General features: G+C 68.4%; 17 protein-coding genes and 1 pseudogene. 9 read left to right on the top strand and 9 right to left on the bottom strand.

From position 1 onward, the window contains the following. Positions 1-7: 7 nt before the first annotated feature. The 6 genes from AB5J51_RS39705 to AB5J51_RS39680 all read right to left on the bottom strand — a co-directional run bounded on the left by AB5J51_RS39705 (position 8) and on the right by AB5J51_RS39680 (position 3,416). Positions 8-571, bottom strand: a complete 564-nt coding sequence (locus AB5J51_RS39705) for a kinase (RefSeq protein ID WP_369780086.1) — start codon at positions 569-571, stop codon at positions 8-10. After that, the gene (locus tag AB5J51_RS39700; RefSeq protein WP_369780085.1) at positions 568-1,368 is read right to left on the bottom strand and encodes a DUF6042 family protein; all 801 of its coding nucleotides are present in this window, start codon (positions 1,366-1,368) and stop codon (positions 568-570) included. The genes AB5J51_RS39705 and AB5J51_RS39700 overlap by 4 nt, the downstream gene beginning before the upstream one ends. 66 nt (positions 1,369-1,434) lie before the next feature. Beyond that, positions 1,435-1,731 carry a GNAT family N-acetyltransferase gene (locus AB5J51_RS39695; protein WP_369780084.1) on the bottom strand — a complete coding sequence of 99 codons (297 nt, stop codon included), beginning with the start codon at positions 1,729-1,731 and terminating at the stop codon, positions 1,435-1,437. After that, positions 1,728-1,925, bottom strand: coding sequence for a hypothetical protein (locus AB5J51_RS39690; protein WP_369780083.1), 198 nt, complete (start codon positions 1,923-1,925; stop codon positions 1,728-1,730). Before AB5J51_RS39690 ends, AB5J51_RS39695 begins: the two co-directional genes overlap by 4 nt. Next, positions 1,919-2,614, bottom strand: coding sequence for a hypothetical protein (locus tag AB5J51_RS39685; protein WP_369780082.1), 696 nt, complete (start codon positions 2,612-2,614; stop codon positions 1,919-1,921). The genes AB5J51_RS39690 and AB5J51_RS39685 overlap by 7 nt, the downstream gene beginning before the upstream one ends. A 106-nt stretch (positions 2,615-2,720) precedes the next feature. After that, the gene (locus tag AB5J51_RS39680; RefSeq protein ID WP_369780081.1) at positions 2,721-3,416 is read right to left on the bottom strand and encodes a hypothetical protein; all 696 of its coding nucleotides are present in this window, start codon (positions 3,414-3,416) and stop codon (positions 2,721-2,723) included. Positions 3,417-3,536: 120 nt separating this feature from the next. Here AB5J51_RS39680 and AB5J51_RS39675 point away from each other — a divergent pair, with 120 nt between their 5' ends. The 7 genes from AB5J51_RS39675 (at position 3,537) to AB5J51_RS39645 (ending at position 11,153) form a co-directional block, all read left to right on the top strand. Further along, complete coding sequence (locus tag AB5J51_RS39675) at positions 3,537-3,767, top strand: hypothetical protein (RefSeq protein WP_369780080.1); 231 nt, start codon at positions 3,537-3,539, stop codon at positions 3,765-3,767. 195 nt (positions 3,768-3,962) lie between these two features. After that, positions 3,963-4,169, top strand: a complete 207-nt coding sequence (locus AB5J51_RS39670; protein ID WP_136227472.1) for a hypothetical protein — start codon at positions 3,963-3,965, stop codon at positions 4,167-4,169. Between the two features lie 3 nt (positions 4,170-4,172). Then, positions 4,173-5,576, top strand: coding sequence for a cytochrome P450 (locus tag AB5J51_RS39665; RefSeq protein WP_369780079.1), 1,404 nt, complete (start codon positions 4,173-4,175; stop codon positions 5,574-5,576). 107 nt (positions 5,577-5,683) lie between these two features. Then, a complete protein-coding gene (locus AB5J51_RS39660) occupies positions 5,684-6,955 on the top strand; it encodes an IS256 family transposase (protein WP_369780078.1) in 1,272 nt (423 codons plus the stop codon). Between the two features lie 166 nt (positions 6,956-7,121). Beyond that, positions 7,122-8,351, top strand: coding sequence for an IS256 family transposase (locus AB5J51_RS39655; RefSeq protein ID WP_369780077.1), 1,230 nt, complete (start codon positions 7,122-7,124; stop codon positions 8,349-8,351). 80 nt (positions 8,352-8,431) lie between these two features. Next, positions 8,432-9,973, top strand: coding sequence for an ISL3 family transposase (locus tag AB5J51_RS39650; protein WP_369776355.1), 1,542 nt, complete (start codon positions 8,432-8,434; stop codon positions 9,971-9,973). Positions 9,974-10,328: 355 nt separating this feature from the next. Further along, the gene (locus AB5J51_RS39645; protein WP_369780076.1) at positions 10,329-11,153 is read left to right on the top strand and encodes an IS5 family transposase; all 825 of its coding nucleotides are present in this window, start codon (positions 10,329-10,331) and stop codon (positions 11,151-11,153) included. 262 nt (positions 11,154-11,415) lie between these two features. Here AB5J51_RS39645 and AB5J51_RS39640 read toward each other — a convergent pair whose 3' ends face one another. Beyond that, a complete protein-coding gene (locus AB5J51_RS39640) occupies positions 11,416-11,709 on the bottom strand; it encodes a hypothetical protein (RefSeq protein ID WP_369780075.1) in 294 nt (97 codons plus the stop codon). A gap of 215 nt (positions 11,710-11,924) precedes the next feature. On the opposite strand from AB5J51_RS39640, the gene AB5J51_RS39635 reads away from it, so the two are divergent. Together AB5J51_RS39635 and AB5J51_RS39630 are read left to right on the top strand one after the other, a co-directional pair. After that, on the top strand, positions 11,925-12,308 hold the full coding sequence (locus AB5J51_RS39635) for an IS5 family transposase (RefSeq protein WP_369780074.1): 384 nt from the start codon (positions 11,925-11,927) through the stop codon (positions 12,306-12,308). Further along, a pseudogene (locus tag AB5J51_RS39630) lies at positions 12,200-12,756 on the top strand (IS5 family transposase). The gene AB5J51_RS39635 and the pseudogene AB5J51_RS39630 overlap by 109 nt, the downstream one beginning before the upstream one ends. A gap of 92 nt (positions 12,757-12,848) precedes the next feature. Here AB5J51_RS39630 and AB5J51_RS39625 read toward each other — a convergent pair. Both AB5J51_RS39625 and AB5J51_RS39620 read right to left on the bottom strand, forming a co-directional pair. Continuing rightward, positions 12,849-13,364: a hypothetical protein gene (locus AB5J51_RS39625; RefSeq protein ID WP_369780073.1), complete on the bottom strand. Its 516-nt coding sequence runs from the start codon at positions 13,362-13,364 to the stop codon at positions 12,849-12,851. Next, positions 13,361-17,317 (bottom strand): polymorphic toxin-type HINT domain-containing protein, encoded by a 3,957-nt coding sequence (locus AB5J51_RS39620; protein ID WP_369780072.1) that lies wholly within the window; start codon positions 17,315-17,317, stop codon positions 13,361-13,363. Before AB5J51_RS39620 ends, AB5J51_RS39625 begins: the two co-directional genes overlap by 4 nt. Positions 17,318-17,357: the final 40 nt, after the last annotated feature.

Below are 17,357 nucleotides of genomic sequence, written 5' to 3'. Positions count from 1 at the left end.
GCGCCCCTCAGCGGTCGATCGGGGGAATGCTGTCCAGGCCGCTCTCGGAGAGGATCTGTTGGACCGTGTCGTCCAGGGTGCTGGCCGCGTCGATGACGGTTTCCAGGCTGTTGGGGAGCAGGTCTTTCTTTCGGTACCAGTCGCGTAGGTGGCCCTCGTTGACGTGCGCGAGGTATTCGGCGTCTGGTTTCGTCGCGTGGCGGAGCACCGTCTCCTCGAAGGGCACGTGGAGGTAGTAGCACCGTGTGACGCCCTGGTGGGCGCGCTCCAGGTCCTGGAGCATCGTGCCGTAGCGGTCGGCGTACAGGATGCCTTCGACGACGACGTGGAAGCCGTGGTCCAGGGCGTAGCGGGTGGTGAGGTCGATCAGGCCGATGTTGGCGCCGCCGGGCCGGTCGCGTTCGCGTAGCACGATGCGGCGGAGGTTGTCCTGGGCGACGATGGCGAGGTTGCGGCCGAACTTCTCGCGCAGGCCGGACGCGACGGAGGACTTGCCCGAGGCGCTGTTGCCTCGGAGCACGATCAGGCGCGTGTCGCTGGTCCCCACGGTGCCGTGCGTGGCCTCAGTCACGCGCGGCTCACCTGGATGCGGTTCTCGTGGAAGTGCTCCCAGTCCATGACCAGACGGAAGCGGCGGTTGGCCTCCTGGCGCTCAGCGTCGGCCGGCTCCTCGCCGCGCTGGACACGGGCGTCGCCGGATTTCACGAGTTCCGCGAGAGCGAGCCGGACGTCGTCGACGTCCTGGCCCGTGGCTGCCGCCAGCCGGTCCAGGGAGGTGAGGGTCTCTGCCGGTTCACCCAGATCGTTGACCAGGTGGTCGATGAGGGTGTCGAGGAGCGGGCCGGTGCGCAGGGTCCAGCGGATCCCGTCGAGGCGCTGGGTGAGTTCGGGGTCCAGGGGCAGCAGGTCTCCGGGCAGTGGCAGCACGGCGGGCATGGACCATCGGGTGCCGTCCGGCGTCTCTTCGCGGCTGGCCAGGCCCCACGTCAGGTAGAGCTCGGACAGGTCCCGCACGGTGGTGGGCACCGGGAAGCCGGCTGTCGTCAGCATGGTGCTGAACTGCTCCCAGCGGGCCGCCTCGCATGCCTCGCGGCCCTCCGGCGCGGCCTCGTAGTCCCATTCCTCATCGGGCCAGGAGAAGGTGAGGGGACCGTCGAGGTCGCCGCCGATCATGTCCCAGCGGCCGTCGAAGATTTCTTGCAGGAGGTCGTTCAGGGGTCCGGTGAAGCCGGGCTGGCTCGCGGTTCCGATCAGCATGGTCAGCGGGAAGCCCTGGCGGGGCAGGACGTGGTCCCAGCCCGAAGCCCACCAGTCGTTGTGCATCGCCATGTTCCGGCGCGGCCCGGGCACGAGCGGGTTGTCAGTCATCTGGTGAACTCTTCCTCGAAAGGGCATGCCAAACGCGTGCAGCGTAGGCACTACGCGGGCGCTGGTTCAGATGCCGCCGGTCTCCAGCACGTACAACTCGTAGGGGACGGTTCCGGTCTCGGTGTCTCGGTCGGCCGTGCCGATGCGGGTGAACCCGACTTTGGTCAGGACGCGGCCGGAGGCGGGGTTGTCGGGGTGGTGCATGGCCTCCAGCCGGTTGAGGCCGGCGGTGGTGAAGGCGGCTGTGACGACCTGGCGGGTGGCTTGGGTGGCGTAGCCGTTGCCCCAGCTGTCGTCCCGGAGGATGTAGCTGATGGTGCCCATGGTCGGGGTGCGTCGGCGTAGGGAGATCAGGCCGATCACCTCGGCTTCGTGGAGGATGCCCCAGCTCCACTGCGCGCGGGGGGGTCGGCTGCTCGGGCGAGGGCGGTGCGGATCTTGTCGTGCGCCTGGTTGAGGGTGAGCGGCCTGCCGGTGGTGTGCCGGATGGAGGCCCCGCTGTAAATGCGGGTGAGGGCAGGTGCGTCGTCGAGGGCCAGGGCGCGCAGGGTCACCATGCGGCGGTCAGCTCCTTCGCGGTGGGCCGGTCGGCGGGGTCGGGGGCCAGGCACGCGGTGATGGCGTCCTCGAACGTGGGGAAGGGCCACGGCCGGACGTCGCGCAGCGCGGTGGTGGTGCCGCGGGCGATGGCGGCCAGCTTCTCCAGCCGGTCGAGGCCGTCGTCGTAGGCGACGGCGCGCCGGCCGGTCCAGCACCAGAACAGGGAGGCGCCCAGGCTCCAGATGTCGGCGGGCGGTTGGGCGGGGATGTGGGTGTCGGCGGGGGTGTCGAGGATCTGTGTGGCGAGCTCGGGGGCGGTGGTGTGGGTGAGGGCGCCCCGGTACGGGACGCGGCGGTGGCCGTCGGCGGGGCCGCAGGCGAGGGCGTAGTCGATGACGGCGGCGTTGCCGTCGCTGGTGACGAGGGTGTTGGTCGGCTGGACGTCGGCGTGGGCCCACCCGGCGGCGTGCATGCGGGCCAGGTGTTCCGTCCAGGTGCGGGCGATGCTCGCGAGCCAGGGGCGGACCGAGGCGCGGTCTCCTTCCGGCCCGCGGGCGAGGGCGAGGGCCCGCCACAGAGGCGCCCCGTCGATCCAGTTGACGGCCAGCCACCGGCCGCCGTCCCACGGCCCGGCGCTCACCCGGTAGTCGGGGTGGAGGGCGCCGGCGCCGGTGAGGCGAAGGAGGTGGTCGTCTTCCTGGGCCATCTCGGCGGCCTTGTCGCGGGCGTCGTCGCCGTCGGGGTTGTTGGCTTCAGCGCGACGGCACGCTTGGGGCCCTGGAGTTTCCAGGCGCGGGAGCCGCGCCGGTCGCTCAGGAGCTGGATCGCGGTGGGCTCGCCGGTGTGTCCGGTGAGGAGGGCGACGGCTTCGCCGGGGGGAGCAGGTGCCTGGCCCATGTGCGGATCTCCGTCCACTCGGTGGGGATGTGCTCGAACACGTCGCGGCCGTCGTCGTCGGCCGCGGCGAGCGCGGCGGCCAGGTCGGGCGTCGCGCTCAGGAAGCGTGGGTCGCGGCGACGGACGGCGGCCCTCACGGGGAGGAACGAGGCGGGGGCGGCCGGGATCCGGTGGCCGGCCGCGACGACTTCCTCTTCTCCCGCGTAGAACTTGCCGAACATCACCCCGACCGGGCCGTAGAGGTTCTTCAACACCCAGTGCGGCCAGGCGAGCAAATCACGGTGCCGGGTACCGGGTACGTCGCCCAGCAGAACGATGTTCTCGCACCGCAGCAGGCCGTGCGGCCGGTTCAGCAAGGGTCGCAGCCATTCCGCGGCCTGGACGCCCCCGTGGAACAGCTCCGCCTGGACGGCTTCGGCGTCGCCGTCGGCGCGGTAGACCGTCCAGGACGTCAGCCCCCGCTGGAGGGACGGGGCCAGGGGGCAGTGAGCAGTCATCTGCCGCGCGTAGTCGCTGATGTCCACCGTTCGCGGCCGGGTGGTGCTGGCCTCAACGAGGCGCAGCGCCCCGGCGGTGGACCGGAGCGCTGCGCTGGTGCGGCCGGTGGTCACCGGCGGGCGGTGACCGGCTGGTCGGGCGCGACGTCGTCGCCGTCGCCGCCGGCGGGGCCGCAGTCCCACTCCGCGACCACGGCCGCCTACTGAGGATTTCAGGCTGGAGTCGGTGGGTTGATGGGGGCCGGCAGCCTGGTCCCGGGCGTGACCGTGGGCGAGGACCTCGCCCCGCACCGGGCGAGCGCGGCCGGGCCGGCCACCGCCGCCGGACCGACCCCGGCGGGCAACGGGATCCCGGTCTCCGGTGGAGTCCCGGCGCGCCCCGCCACGACGGGCGGCGCCGCGGCCGCTCCCGCCTTCGGGACGTCCTCTGCCAGGCGGGGCCGCCCGACCACGTCCTCGGGCTGAACCGCTCCGCTGCGCGACGGGGCGGCCTCGGCCGGGCGGAGCCGGGGGCGCGCGAAAGCCCGCATTGTGGCAGACGCGGGCGCGGGGGTCATGCCACGCGTTCCCGGGGCATGACCCCCGGATGCCGCGGGTGGACTAATGAGGGCAACGAACCGGGCGGAACCGCCGCCCATCCCACCCCGAAGGAGGACAGCCATGGCTGCCCTGATCCCCCTCCGCAAGTCGCTCCTCATCGTCGCCTCCGCCGTCGCCGCGCTCCTCAGCGCCGGATCGGCCCAGGCCGCGTCGAGCTCCGCCCACCTGGCCAACGATCCCTCCGGGGCGAAGGTGCAACGCAGCAGCACGCTCGGAGGGTCGGACCACTCCAGTGCGTATTACTACTACTACGTACAGGCGCGGTAGCAGATGCTGTCTTCCCGTGTGCCGCCCGGCCCCTCGGGGGCCGGGCGGCACGGCAACCGGCGCGCGTTCGAGCGGGACCACCTCGGCTTCCTCCTCGACCAGCAGCAGTACGGCGACCTGGTCCGCTTCGACGACGACCTGTACATCGTGAACTCGCCCGCCCTGGCGGAGGAGGTCCTCAAGCACACCAACACCACCTACGGCATCTCCAGCGACCTGCTGGGCGAGGCGACCGACGGAAGCCGCGCCTCCGAAGACCTGGCCCTGTGGATGCGGGCCCGCAGCCTGGCGGGACGCGGCCTGAACCGGACCAGCATGCGCGCCGCCCGGGACAGCCTCGCGTCGACCGTCGTCCGCCACGCGGACACCTGGCACGCACGCGGCAGGATCGAAGCGATCCCCGCACTGGAAGACCTCACCGCCCACCTGATCGCCGAGTTCTGCCTCGGGCCCGAGACCGGCGACGTCCCCGACCTCTTGGCCCGCCTGCAGGACGCGCTGCTGCCCCCCACACTGCCCCTGCCGGCCCGCTGGCACGCGCTGCGCCGACGCCGCCTCCAGCGCGCCGGCCGCGACCTAGCCGACGAAGTCTCCTCCCTGATACGCCGGCGGCGTACGACGAGGCGGGACGACTCGCCCTCCGTGGTCGCGGACCTCCTGAACACCGCGTGCGACGAAGGCGCCCTCACCCACGAGGGCGCGACCAGCGTCATCGTCGCCAACCTCTTCGCCGCCCACGAGACCACCGCCGCCGCGCTCGCCTGGCTGCTCCTCCTCCTCGACCGGCACCCGGAAGTCCGTCGGCGGGTACGGGACGAGGCCGACCGGGAACTCGCCGGCGCGCTCCCCACCGCGGCCGTCGTGCCCCGGCTGGCCGTCACCGAAGCCGTCGTGAAGGAGACCCTGCGCCTCTACCCCCCGCTCTGGTTCCTCCAGCGGACCATCGAGGAACCCACCGAACTCGCCGGCTACCCCCTGCGCCCCGGCCAGAAGGTCGCCGTCAGCCCCTTCGTCCTCCACCGCGACCCCCGCCACTACCACCGGCCCACCACGTTCGACCCGGACCGCTGGACCGACCGCGCCGCCAACCCGCTGCCCAAGTACGCGTTCATGCCGTTCGGCGGAGGGCCGCGCAACTGCCTCGGAACCCACTTCGCCACCACCGCCATGACCATCGTCACCGCAACCCTCACCCCCCACTACGAGGTCACCCGATCACCCGGCACGACACCCGTCTTCCACACGCGCACCATCCTCCAGCCCCACGACCTCACCCTCGACGTCTCGGTCCGTCCCCACCCACCCGGCGACCGGCCCGGCGACCACCGGCCCGCTGCGGACCCACAGCCCGAAGACCACCGGGCAGCCCGGTGTCCGTTCACCGCCAACACCCCCGCCGCACCGTGACGGACCGGCGTCCCCGAGCGTGTCTGAAAGATCGTGTAAGTCCGTGATGTGGAAGCCTGGCCCGGGGCTCGGCCTCGGGCCTGTGGGCCAGGAGGATCGGACGAGTCATGGCAGACAAAGACGAAGCGGCCGCGTCCGTGGCCGGCGACAAGACGGTCGACGAGGTGGTCGAGCGGCTGCTCGACAAAGCTGACTCCTCGGGAGCGGCCCTGCTCGGCGAGGGCGGGCTCCTGACGGAGATCACCAAGGCTGTTCTGGAGCGGGCTCTGGAAGCCGAGATGAGTGAACACCTCGGCTACGAACGCGGAGATTCCGCAGGTCACGGCTCTGGAAACTCCCGGAACGGGACGTCGCCCAAGAGGGTCCTGACCGATGCCGGCGCCGTCACTTTGGCGGTGCCCAGAGACCGCAACGGTGAGTTCGAGCCGCGTCTGGTCCCGAAGAACGCCCGCCGGCTGGCGGGATTCAACGACCGGATCCTCTCGCTCTACGCGCGCGGGATGAGCGTGCGCGACATCCGCTCCCACCTCGCCCAGATCTACGGAGTCGAGGTCAGCCCAGACCTGATCAGCAAGGTCACCGACGCCGTGATCGACGAGCTCGTGACCTGGCAGAACCGGCCCCTCGACGCGGTCTGGCCGATCATCTACATCGACGCATTGTGGGTGAAGATCCGTTCTGGCTCGGTGACATCGAAGCCGGTTTACCTGGCCGTCGGCGTCGACATGGACGGCCGCAAAGACGTCCTCGGCTTGTGGGTTGGAGCCGAGGGTGAAGGCGCGACCACGTGGATGGCGGTGCTGTCGGAACTGCGGAACCGGGGTATCGAGGACGTGTGCATCGTCGTCTGCGATGGTCTGAAGGGCCTGCCCGACGCCGTCACCGCGACCTGGCCCAAGGCCACGGTCCAGACGTGCGTGATTCACCTGACCAGGGCCTCGCTCAGACTGTCGTCCGTGCGGGACCACCCGAAGCTGGTGCCGGCTCTGAGAGCGATCTACACAGCGCCGACCGAGACGGCCGCCGAACAGGCCCTTGACGCGTTCGAGGCCTCTGACCTGGGCGAACGCTACCCGGCGATCGTGCGGACCTGGCGGTCGGCCTGGCCGGAGTTCACTCCCTACCTGGCGTTCCCACCGGCCATAAGGACGGTGGTCTACTCCACGAACATGGTCGAATCGATCAACTCGCGGCTCCGCAAAGCCACCCGCAACCGCGGCCATTCCCCCTCGGAACAGGCAGCGTTGAAGGTCCTCTACCTCGCAGTCCGCGAGCAGATCAACCCCAAAGCGCGCGATGCCAACCACGTCGCCCCACACTGGAAGGAAGCGCTGAACCAGTTCTCACTCTTCTTCGAGGACCGGCTCAGCATCCAATGACACCAACCGACTTACACAAGATCGCTGACACGCCCGCGTCCCCGCCTCCTCGTCCGGCTTGCTCGGGACTGTAAAGAGAACGGTGTAACTCCGATCATGGAAGAGTGCACCTGTGACCAGCGAGAACATAGCCAAGCCGTCTGAGGCGGGGGCTGCGCCTGCAGCTGTGGATGACCAGTTCCTGAACGAGCTCGTGGCCCGGGCTCAGGCCGAGGGGCTGCAGCTGACGGGTGAGGGCGGGCTGCTCCAGCAGCTGACGAAGCGGCTGCTGGAGTCCGCCCTCGAAGGCGAGATGAGCGATCACCTCGGCTATGACCGGCACGATCCGGCGGGGAAGAACGGCGAGAACTCCCGGAACGGAAAACGCTCCAAGACCGTCGTCACCGACGTCGGGCCGGTCGAAATCGAGGTCCCGCGGGACCGGGAGGGCTCGTTCGAGCCGCAGATCGTCAAGAAGCGTCAGCGCCGGCTGACCGGCGTCGACGAGATGGTCCTCTCGTTGTCAGCGAAGGGCCTGACCCATGGTGAGATCTCCTCTCATCTGGCCGAGGTCTATGGCGCCGAGGTGTCGAAGCAGACGATCTCCACGATCACCGATTCGGTGATGGAGGGCATGGCCGAATGGCAGGCCCGTCCACTCGACCGCGTTTACCCGGTCGTCTTCATCGACTGCATCAACGTGAAGATCCGCGAGGGCCAGGTCGCCAACCGCCCGATCTATATGGCCCTGGCGGTCACGGCCGAGGGCCACCGCGACATCCTCGGCTTGTGGGCCGGCGGCGAGGGAGGCGAAGGCGCCAAACACTGGCTCCGGGTCCTGACCGAGCTGAAGAACCGCGGCCTCGAGGACGTCCTGATGCTGGTCTGCGACGGGTTGAAGGGCCTGCCCGACGCGGTCGGCGAGGTCTGGCCCAAGACCGTCGTCCAGACCTGCGTCGTCCATCTGCTGCGGGCCTCGTTCCGCTATGCCGCCCGCCAGGACTGGGACAAGATCGCCAAAGCCTTGAAGCCCGTCTACACAGCTCCGACCGAGGACGCCGCGACGAGCCGGTTCCTCGAGTTCTGCGAGGATTGGGGCCAGAAGTATCCGGCGATCGTCCGGCTATGGGAGAACGCCTGGGCGGAGTTCGTCCCGTTCCTGCAGTTCGACGCCGAGATCCGCCGGATCGTCTGCACCACCAACGCCATCGAGTCGGTGAACGCCCGCATCCGCCGGGCCGTCAGGGCCCGCGGCCACTTCCCCTCGGAGAACGCCGCCCTGAAGTGCATCTACCTCGCGGTGATGTCCCTCGACCCGACTGGCACCGGCCGCAAACGCTGGACCAGCCGCTGGAAGCGGGCCCTGCAAGCCTTCGACATCGCCTTCGACGGCCGCCTCACCAACAACCGAATCTAACCCGAGACCAACCCAGTTACACCGTTTACTGGGCCCTGTCTCACATTCGGTGGTGACGCAGAGTGGTGTAGGTCGTTGATGTGAGCGTGGAGAATCTCAACGAGCTGGTGGCGACGGTGTTTTCGGGGATATCCCCGCTGGTCATCGAGGATGTGGTCGACGAGGGTGAGCGCGTGGTCGTGAGGGCACGGACTCCGGGATCGACCGCGGTCTGCCCGGTGTGCGGGGTGTTGTCGGTGCGGGTGCACGGCTATCACTGGCGGACGGTCGCCGACCTGCCGATCGACGGCCGGCGGGTCGTGGTCCGTGTCCGGGTTCGGCGTCTGGTGTGTCCTACCCGCGGTTGCCGCCACACTTTTCGCGAGCAGCTGCCTGGGGTGCTGGAGCGATACCAGCGGCGCACAACCCGCCTGACCAGGCAGATCAAGGCTGTGGTCAAGGAGTTAGCGGGCCGTGCGGGATCGCGTCTGCTGGCGGTACTCGCGATGGGCCTGTCGCGTCACACGGCCCTGCGCACCCTGCTGCGCATTGCGCTGCCCACCGGGCGGGTGCCCCGCGTGATCGGTGTCGACGATTTCGCTCTGCGCCGGCGGCACCGATACGCCACCGTGGTGATCGACGCGGAAACGCATGAGCGGATTGACGTGCTGCCCGACCGCACGGCCGACACGCTGGAAACGTGGCTGCGCGAGAATCCGGGCGTCGAGGTCGTGTGCCGTGACGGTTCAGCGACCTACGCGGAGGCCATCCGCCGTGCCCTGCCCGACGCAGTGCAGGTCGCCGACCGGTGGCACTTGTGGCACAACCTCTGCGAAACCGCCCTGAGTGAGGTCAAGGCACACAGCGCCTGCTGGGCCGCCGTGCTGGACACTCCAATTTACGAAGGACCACGAGCCGAGACTACGCTCGAGCGTTGGCACCAGGTCCACGGCCTCCTCCAGCAGCGTGTGAGCCTGCTGGAATGCGCCCGTCGACTGCAACTGTCCCTGAACACTGTCAAACGTTATGCCCGCGCCGACCGACCCGAGCGCATGCTCCGCGTCCCCAAGTACCGGGCCAGTCTCGTCGATCCCTATCGCGAGCACCTGCGCAGACGCCGAGCTGATGACCCTGCTGTTCCCGTCCAGCACCTCTTCGAGGAGATCAAGGCCCTCGGGTTCACGGGCTGCCTCAACCTCCTGCACAAGTACATCAACCAAGGCCGCGCGGACGCCGACCGCAGCCACATCTCCCCGCGCAGGCTGGCCCGGATGCTCCTGACCAGGCCCGAGAACCTCAAGACCGGACATCGCGATCTCCTCGATCAGCTGACCGCCGCCTGCCCCGAGATGACCGACCTGGCCACCGCCGTCCGGACTTTCGCCCAGCTCCTGAAGCCTCGGCCCGAGAACGTCGACGCGCTCGATCACTGGATCACCCAGGTCCGCGCAGCGGACCTGCCACACCTGCACGCCTTCACCCGCGGCCTCGAGCGAGACCACGACGCCGTGATCGCCGCGGTCACACTTCCGTACAGCAACGGCCCCGCCGAAGGCGTCAACACCAAGACCAAGCGGATCTCACGCCAGATGCACGGACGCGCAGGCTTCAACCTCCTCCGTCACCGCATCCTTCTCGGATAGCGACACACTCCGTCACCACCGAATGTCAGACAGGGCCGTTTACTGGACAGACCCGCTTGCTCCGGGCGAGGAGAGCTGACCGCATCCGCGAGGTACTAAGTGAGCGTTTTGGTTATGTTCGCGCTGGTCTGATGCGGTTCTGAACCGCCGGTGCCGCAGAGTTGTCGTGCCATCTGTGCTGGAATACGGCTTTTCTGAAGAGCAGTCGGCAGACGAAGTGACCCCGTTAACCCCGGAACATCCCGTCTCAATTACACATACCCTACTTCGCGACATATCCAGGACACCTGCCAACGCTCCCGATGCCACCGCACACGCCCTCCCCGACAGCTCCAAGCGCCGGTATCCCCACATCATGCGACCACCCCCGCCCTACCCCAGCGACCTGTCCGACGCGCGATGGGAACTGATCCGCCCCACTCTCGAAACCTGGCGCCAGGCCCGCGCCGGAATCCGCCGGCCCCACCACGACCTGCGGGCCCTCATGAACGCCATCCTCTACGTCGACCGCACCGGCATCCCCTGGCGCTACCTACCGCACGACTTCCCACCCTGGCAGAGCGTCTACGGCTACTTCGCCCACTGGCAAAACGACGGCATCTTCGACCACCTCAACGGCCTCCTGCGCAGCCTGCTCCGCCAGGCCGAAGGCCGCGAACCAGAGCCCACCGCCTGCCTGCTCGACTCCCAAAGCATCAAGACCTCAGCCAACGTCCACCTCACCGACCAGGGAATCGACCCCGCGAAAAAGATCATCGGACGCAAACGGCACATCGCCACCGACACCCTCGGCCTCCTCCTGGCCGTCCTCGTCACCGCCGCCAGCGTCCACGACTCCACCGCCGGCACCCATCTCATCGACCACCTCGCAGCCCGCCATCCCACCATCACCAAAGCCTGGGCCGACAACGGCTACAAGAACAAAGCCATCGAACACGCCGCCACCCGCGGCATCGACCTCGAGATCGTCCAACGCGACCCCCACACCCGCGGCTTCACCGTCCAACCCCGCCGCTGGGTCGTCGAAAGAACCCTCGGCTGGCTCATGCACCACCGCCGCCTGGCCCGCGACTACGAAACCCACCCACACCGATCAGCAGCCATGATCCAAATCGCCGCCATCAACCTCATGACCCGACGCCTCACCCACCAAAACACCCCCAACTGGCGCGACACCTGACCCAAATGAAACAGACAACCGAGAATCAAACGCTCACTTACCCACTTGGCGTCGGTGAGCGGGCCCAGCAGCGGGAACGCCCGCTCCAGCGGTGCGGTGTCGGTGTGCCGCTCCCCCTTGGCCCCGTTCGCCACCTGACGCATGGCCGACCAGGCGGGTAGGGCCGCCAGCCCACCCCCGGATCCCGATCGCCTTCGACCCTCGCATTCCGCACGGGCGGGCCGACTCCCCTGGTCAACGGCCCTGAGCCGACCTGCGCGTACTACGGCCTGCCCAACGGTGCCGTCGGCAGGCCGTCCTGCGCGGCGCGAGGTGCCGGCAGCGCCCCTGGCAGGGTCCAGGTATAGACGTCCGGCGAGAAGGCGTGCAGACGCCTGACGAGCCTGGCGGTCGACCAGGGCCACCAGAAGGTGTTGACGCCCGGGAGGCCGAAGTAGTACCCGCCTCCGTTCACGGGGCTGTAGACGGTGGTGCGCAGCGCCTTGTGCAGGGCCTGCTGATGGGTTTCCTCGGCTTCGGAAGTGACGTCGAGCGCGGCGTAACCGCGGGTGCGCAAGTGGGTGAGGGCCGTCGAGATGTAGCGGAGCTGGGCCTCGAGGACGGTGGGTACTGCGGTGGTACCGGTGAGCAGGTTCGGGCCAGAGGAAGAGGTTGGGGTAGCCGCTGACGCTGGTGCCCAGATAGGCGCGGCGGTTGTCGGCCCAGGTCCGGGCGAGCGTGGTGCCGCTAGGTCGTGTCGTCAAAGTGATCTTGGATTGTGGATCATGAGTGGTGATACGTCGCCATGAACTGTCCGATGCCGAGTGGGACCTCATATGTCCGTTGCTGCCCCGGCCTGTGCTGGGGCGGCCCCGGCTGGACGACCGGATGGTCCTCAACGGGATCGTGTGGAAGTTCCGCACTGGTGTCCCCTGGCGGGACGTGCCCGAGCGATACGGCCCGTGGACCAGCATCCACACCCGTTTTCGCCGCTGGGCGGCGGACGGCACGTTCGACCGGATACTGCGGGCCGCGCAGGCGAAGGCGGACGCCGCGGGTGACATCGACTGGCTGGTGTCGGTCGACTCCACCATCGTCCGCGCCCACCAGCACGCCGCCGCGGCCCGAAAAGGGGGCGCCAAAGCCCGGCCCTCGGCCGGTCCCGGGGCGGTCTGACCAGCAAGATCCACCTCGCCTGCGACGCGGTCGGCCGCCCGCTCGCTTTCGTCCTGACCGGCGGGCACACCAACGACTGCACCCAGTTCACCGCGGTGATGGACGCCATCCGAGTGCCTCGCCTCGGTCCGGGCCGGCCCCGGACCAGGCCCGATCACGTCATCGGCGACAAGGGCTACAGCTCGAAGGCGATCCGCACCTGGCTGCGGCGCCGCGACATCAGGCACACCATCCCCGAGCGGGCCGACCAGGTGCGCAACCGAAGCCGGAAAGGCAGCCTCGGCGGCCGCCCTCGGCCTTCGACAAGGAGGTCTACAAGCATCGCAACGTCGTGGAACGGTGCTTCAACCGCCTCAAGCAGTGGCGAGGCATCGCCACCCGCTACGACAAGACCGCCCAGTCCTACAAAGCAGCCGTCACCCTCGCATCGATCCTGATGTGGGCCTGACACTTTGACGACAACTCCTAGGCCGGGGTGCGGTGGCTGCCAAGATGCAAGCGGCTCGCCCAAGGCAGAGCTGGGCGAGCCGCTGTGACTCATTACCTGCTATTCGTGGTGGCGGACTGCAGGACCGTGCAGCGGGAGGTCCACGCCGGCAGGTCCTGCTGAACCTCATCGAGGTGGCGCCCAGGGTAACTGGGTGGCGCTTCAGAAATCCCGTGGGCTTCCAGAAGATAGAATTCCGCAGATCCTCCACCGATGGTGGACTCACCATCAGGGAAGAATTGCAAGCTCAATCGCCATCCACCATCAGTCGTCTGAGAAGGCTGACTTGACATCACCGAGAAGGCCATCAGCTGATTCTGCTGCGGGAGTCCATCCCAGAACAGAGATTTCAGCCCCCTGACGACGATGATTGCAGCGTTTCCCAAGGGATAACACGCAGCAGTACGCATGTCGAAAAGCAGTGCCGCACGATTCGCCGTCGGAGAAAATCGCAAGTCCAAGAGCTGTGCATCCAGCAGGGCATCCTGCTCTTGTAGCGGATCCCAGCCGACAGGCTCCACCGCCTGAAAATGACCTCGGGACGTGAAGAGGTCTTCAATTAGACTCATGGGATACCAATATGCCAGTAGGGATCAGACTTGGTGATGGTTTTTCCAGTGATTGGGTTGATGATCTGGCCTGCATCATTGAGGTAGTTTACATACCCATTGGGGTACGGGTACGGGCCGCTGGTGACCGGATCCATGACGCGCACATACCGGACGTTTGCGTGCAGTCCGTTGGCCGCGGCCTCTGCCGCCTTGATGTCATAGATCCAGCCCTTCAGATTATTGGCGGTTGCAATAGCCTGACGGCCCTTGGGGAGCCACAGTTTCTCGCCCTGAGGCCCGACAACATCGGCGATCAGGCATCGACTGTTGTGGACCAGCACAGGAGTACTGCCAGCGAGCACATAGTACGTGTGGAGATCGTTGACCGTGAGGTTGTAGGCCGGCTGAAGGCCCTTCCAGTGGGTCACCTTGCCGATGTGAACCGTGGTGCCCACCGGAGTGCGCAGAGCGTCGCCGACCTTCAGGTCGGCGGCGTCAGTCCAGCGCCTGCGGTTCTCCACCCAGTAGGGGTGGTGATCGGTCGAGGTCAGGGGCGCTGCCGTCCAGCCACCGCGCAGCTCTATATCAGTGAATTCCCGATCGTCTGGAGTGTAGATCGTGGCCTCGACACGGCGTGAGCCGGTGACGCCGGTATCCGGGTCGGTTGCCCGGACGAAATCGCCGATCGCAATCCGTTCGATCGGTTTGACAGATCCGTCTCCCATCAAGACCCGCGTGCCGGCCGGGAAGCTGTTCGTCCCGCAGCTGGGCGCCTTCTTCAGCAGGTTGGCAAGTTGGTCGAAGACTTCCTTCGCCTTGGGTCCGTATTTTTCTCCCCACTTGGCGAACTTGACGCCAGCGGCGCCCCATCCGGCAATCGGGATGGCAGAGGCACAGGAAAGCGCCGCGTCCGTCCACATGCCTTCGCGGCCGGTGGGGGTGAAGTAGTCGACCGTCCCCTCCGTCGCGTACATCGCACAGTTCGCTCCGTCAGCAATCTCTCCCCAGCCCGGAACGAGACCGATGATGTCGAGCTTGATGTGGATGTAGTCCAGCTGGGTGTTGAGAGAGACACCCATGCACATGCCCTTTGTGAAGCATTTCCAGTGGTTAAGGCCCTTGAGGCCCAGCTGGAGAAGGTCCGCCCACTTCTTCTTGCTTTCGGCCCGCAGGCGCTCCTGCTCCTTGAGGTACTGGTCCGTCATGTACCGATCGACGGTTGCCTCGTACTTGTCCTGCGCGTCCTTTGCGCTCGCCCCGGCGTTCGTCGCGGACTGGCGTGCTTCACGGGCAGCCTGGTACGCGCTGGCCGCGTAGTCGGCCGCGACGTCGGCGCTGGCCCTGGCTGTGGTCGCGGAGCTGGTGGCCTGCTGCGCGCTGGCGGCAGCACGTGATTCGGCGTTGCGGGCCGCGGTCGCGGAGGCTGCGGCCTCGGTGGCCGAGGTTGCGGCGCTATTCGCGGACTTCTTGGCGGCGTCGGCGTAGCCGGCGGCCTTGGTCGCGTAGCCGTCGGCGGTCTGCGCGTGCCGGGAGGCCTCGTCGGCGTACCCCTGCGCGTTGGCGGCGGCCTGGGCGGCGTAGTAGGCGTCCTGGAAGGCCTTGGACGAGATGGCGCTGGCCTCGGCGATGACGCCTTCGACTTGTGCGATATGGGCGGCGTTGAGCTGGTCCCGCCGCTTGGCCCGGCTCTGGCCGGACTCGATGAACGTGCGCAGTTGCGTCTCGGGGCTGGCGAGCGCGGCTTCTGCGGCGGCCTTGAGCTCGGGCGTGCCGCCCTCGGCGAGGCGGGCTGCCTCGACCCGGTCGTCCTCGAGGCGCGCTTGGTGCTGACCGACCAGGACGAATTCCGCCAGGGCCTTGGGGTTCGAGGACTCGAGGGCGGCCTTGGCCGCTTCCTTGACGCCGGTGCCGCCGGCTTCGGCGATGCGCGCGACCTCGATGCGGTTGTCGGGGGCCGCGGCCTGGTACTGGCCGTCGGTCAGGAACGTGTGGACCTGCGTGCCATCGCCCTTGAGCGCGTTTGTCGAGGCAGTGCGCACATCCGCGTGCGGCGACTCCTGAGCGAGTTGGTTGACCATCTCGCGTTCGTCCTGCTCCGCGGCCTTCTTCCAGCCGATGGTGACGAACTCGACCACAGCCGCGTCGTCGCCCGTGAGGGCTGCTTCTGCAGCAGTCCGGCTCCAGGGGCCGCGGGTCTGCATGACCGTCAGAGCCATCTTGCGACCGGTGGCGGCGACGTCCACAGGATTGGAGCCAGGCTGGGTGGCCTGCTGGGCAAGCGTGGCGACGTCGGCGTCGAGCTTGACGGCGTCCTGCTCCAGGCGGGTGACTTCAGCCTTGGTGGCGTCGTACTGGGCCTTGTCGTCACGCGCCTGGTTGACCAGGACCTTCGTGCGGGCGGCGACTTCTTCGGCTTCGTTCGCCCGGGCTGCTGCCTGGACGTCCTGGGCTTTCTTGACCGCGGCGTCCGCGGCCTGGGCGGACTTGAGGGCCTCAGCGGCGTCGGTCTTGGCCTGGGTGGCGGCCTTCTGGGCATCATTTGCGTAGTCGGCAGCGTGCCGGGCGGCTTCTGCCGCCTTGCGGGCGTGCCCTGCAGCGGAGCGGGCTGCGGCGGCAGCCTCCCGCGCTTGGGTGGCGGCTGCTGCGGCATGGCCCTGTGCGGCGGTGGCGGATCGCTTCGCTTCAGCGGCGTGCCGACGGGCCGAGGCCGCGGCCGCTTCGGCTTCGTCGGCGTTGAGGCCGGCCTTGGACGCCCATTGGCCGGACTGCGTCGCGTTGTCCGCCGCAGCGTTCATGTCTGCGATCGCGTCGAGTGACGCCTGCAGGGCTGTGTTGGTGGCAGTGAGGGCCTGCTGCACGGCTTCGGCCGACTCGGCGATCTTCTCGGCCTGTTCGGCGGCCTTGTCCGCGTCGGCGGCGATCTTCTCGTTGACCTTGCCGGACGCGGCGGCGTTCCAGGCTCGGGTCGCGGCCTGCGAGGCGTACAGGGCCGCGTTCGACGCGTTGTACGCGGCAATGGCAGCCGTCTGAGCGGCGGCGTTGGCGGCCCGGGCCGAGGCGATAGCTGCCTGAGCGGCGGAGGCGGCGCGGCGGGCGGACTCGGCCGCTCGGCGAGATGCGTCCTTGGCCTTGATCGAGTCCTTCTGGGCTGCCTGAGTTTCGGCAGCGGCCTTGACGGACTCTTCCTTGGCCAGGCGCGCGGCGTTCTTGGCCTTGTCGGCCTGCTCCAACGCGCTCTTCTTCGCCTTTTCGGCTGCCGCGCCCGCGTCAGCCGTCTGCTTGGCCAGGTCGGTGATGGTGGCGTGTTCCTGGTCCTGGGCGGCTGCGATGTACTGCCCGTAGGTCAGGAAGTCACGTACGTCTTCGATCGAGCCCTTGAGCGCTGCTGCGGCTGCGCGCTTGGTGGAGGGCCCACCGCTGGCCTCCAGCTGAGAGACCCGTACGCGCGCGTCGTCGTCGCGCTGTTTGTACTGGCCTTCGGTCAGGAAGGCGCGGATGTCGTCGATCGAGCCGCGCATCGCGGCGTCGCCCGCTTCCCGGGTGCCCGCGCCACCGGCCTCGGTGATCATGGCCGCCTGGACCCGCTCGTCCTCGGCCAGGGGAGCCTTCCAGCCGTCCTTCATGAAGACCGCGAGGTCGGCGGGCGTGCCGTCCAGCGCCCGCTGTGCAGCTTCCCGCACTCCCGCGCCGGCGTCGGTGACGAGCTTGAGCGCGGCCTCGCGGAGGTCGAGCTCCTCGGCAACCTTCTGGCCAGACTCCAGGTAGATGCGGATCTGCTCGTCCTTGCCCGCGAGGGCTTGGCCGGCAGCCGATTTCACGGCCGGGCCGCCCGCCTTCCACTGCTGGAGTACCTGCTGGCGCGGGGTCAGCGGTGGTGTGGCCGGGTCATCGGCGGCAGCTGGCGCTGCTGATGCAAGTCCGGCCAGCAAAGCCAGTGGAAGCAGGAAACGTACGGCCTTGAAGGCCGTCACGGCTCCCCTCCCCCGGGCTCTGCCGGACCGCACTGGGTTG

The organism is Streptomyces sp. R33 (assembly GCF_041200175.1).
Lineage (GTDB): Bacteria > Actinomycetota > Actinomycetes > Streptomycetales > Streptomycetaceae > Streptomyces > Streptomyces katrae_B.
Note: the sequence above shows the minus strand (reverse complement) of the source record. Positions and strands in the feature narration are given on the sequence as shown.

Coding starts and splice junctions, on each gene's coding strand:
- AB5J51_RS39700 (WP_369780085.1), bottom strand. CDS start 1,368: ATGACTGACAACCCGCTCGTGCCCGGGCCGCGCCGGAACATGGCGATG.
- AB5J51_RS39690 (WP_369780083.1), bottom strand. CDS start 1,925: ATGGTGACCCTGCGCGCCCTGGCCCTCGACGACGCACCTGCCCTCACC.
- AB5J51_RS39685 (WP_369780082.1), bottom strand. CDS start 2,614: ATGGCCCAGGAAGACGACCACCTCCTTCGCCTCACCGGCGCCGGCGCC.
- AB5J51_RS39675 (WP_369780080.1), top strand. CDS start 3,537: ATGGGGGCCGGCAGCCTGGTCCCGGGCGTGACCGTGGGCGAGGACCTC.
- AB5J51_RS39670 (WP_136227472.1), top strand. CDS start 3,963: ATGGCTGCCCTGATCCCCCTCCGCAAGTCGCTCCTCATCGTCGCCTCC.
- AB5J51_RS39665 (WP_369780079.1), top strand. CDS start 4,173: ATGCTGTCTTCCCGTGTGCCGCCCGGCCCCTCGGGGGCCGGGCGGCAC.
- AB5J51_RS39660 (WP_369780078.1), top strand. CDS start 5,684: ATGGCAGACAAAGACGAAGCGGCCGCGTCCGTGGCCGGCGACAAGACG.
- AB5J51_RS39645 (WP_369780076.1), top strand. CDS start 10,329: ATGCGACCACCCCCGCCCTACCCCAGCGACCTGTCCGACGCGCGATGG.
- AB5J51_RS39625 (WP_369780073.1), bottom strand. CDS start 13,364: ATGAGTCTAATTGAAGACCTCTTCACGTCCCGAGGTCATTTTCAGGCG.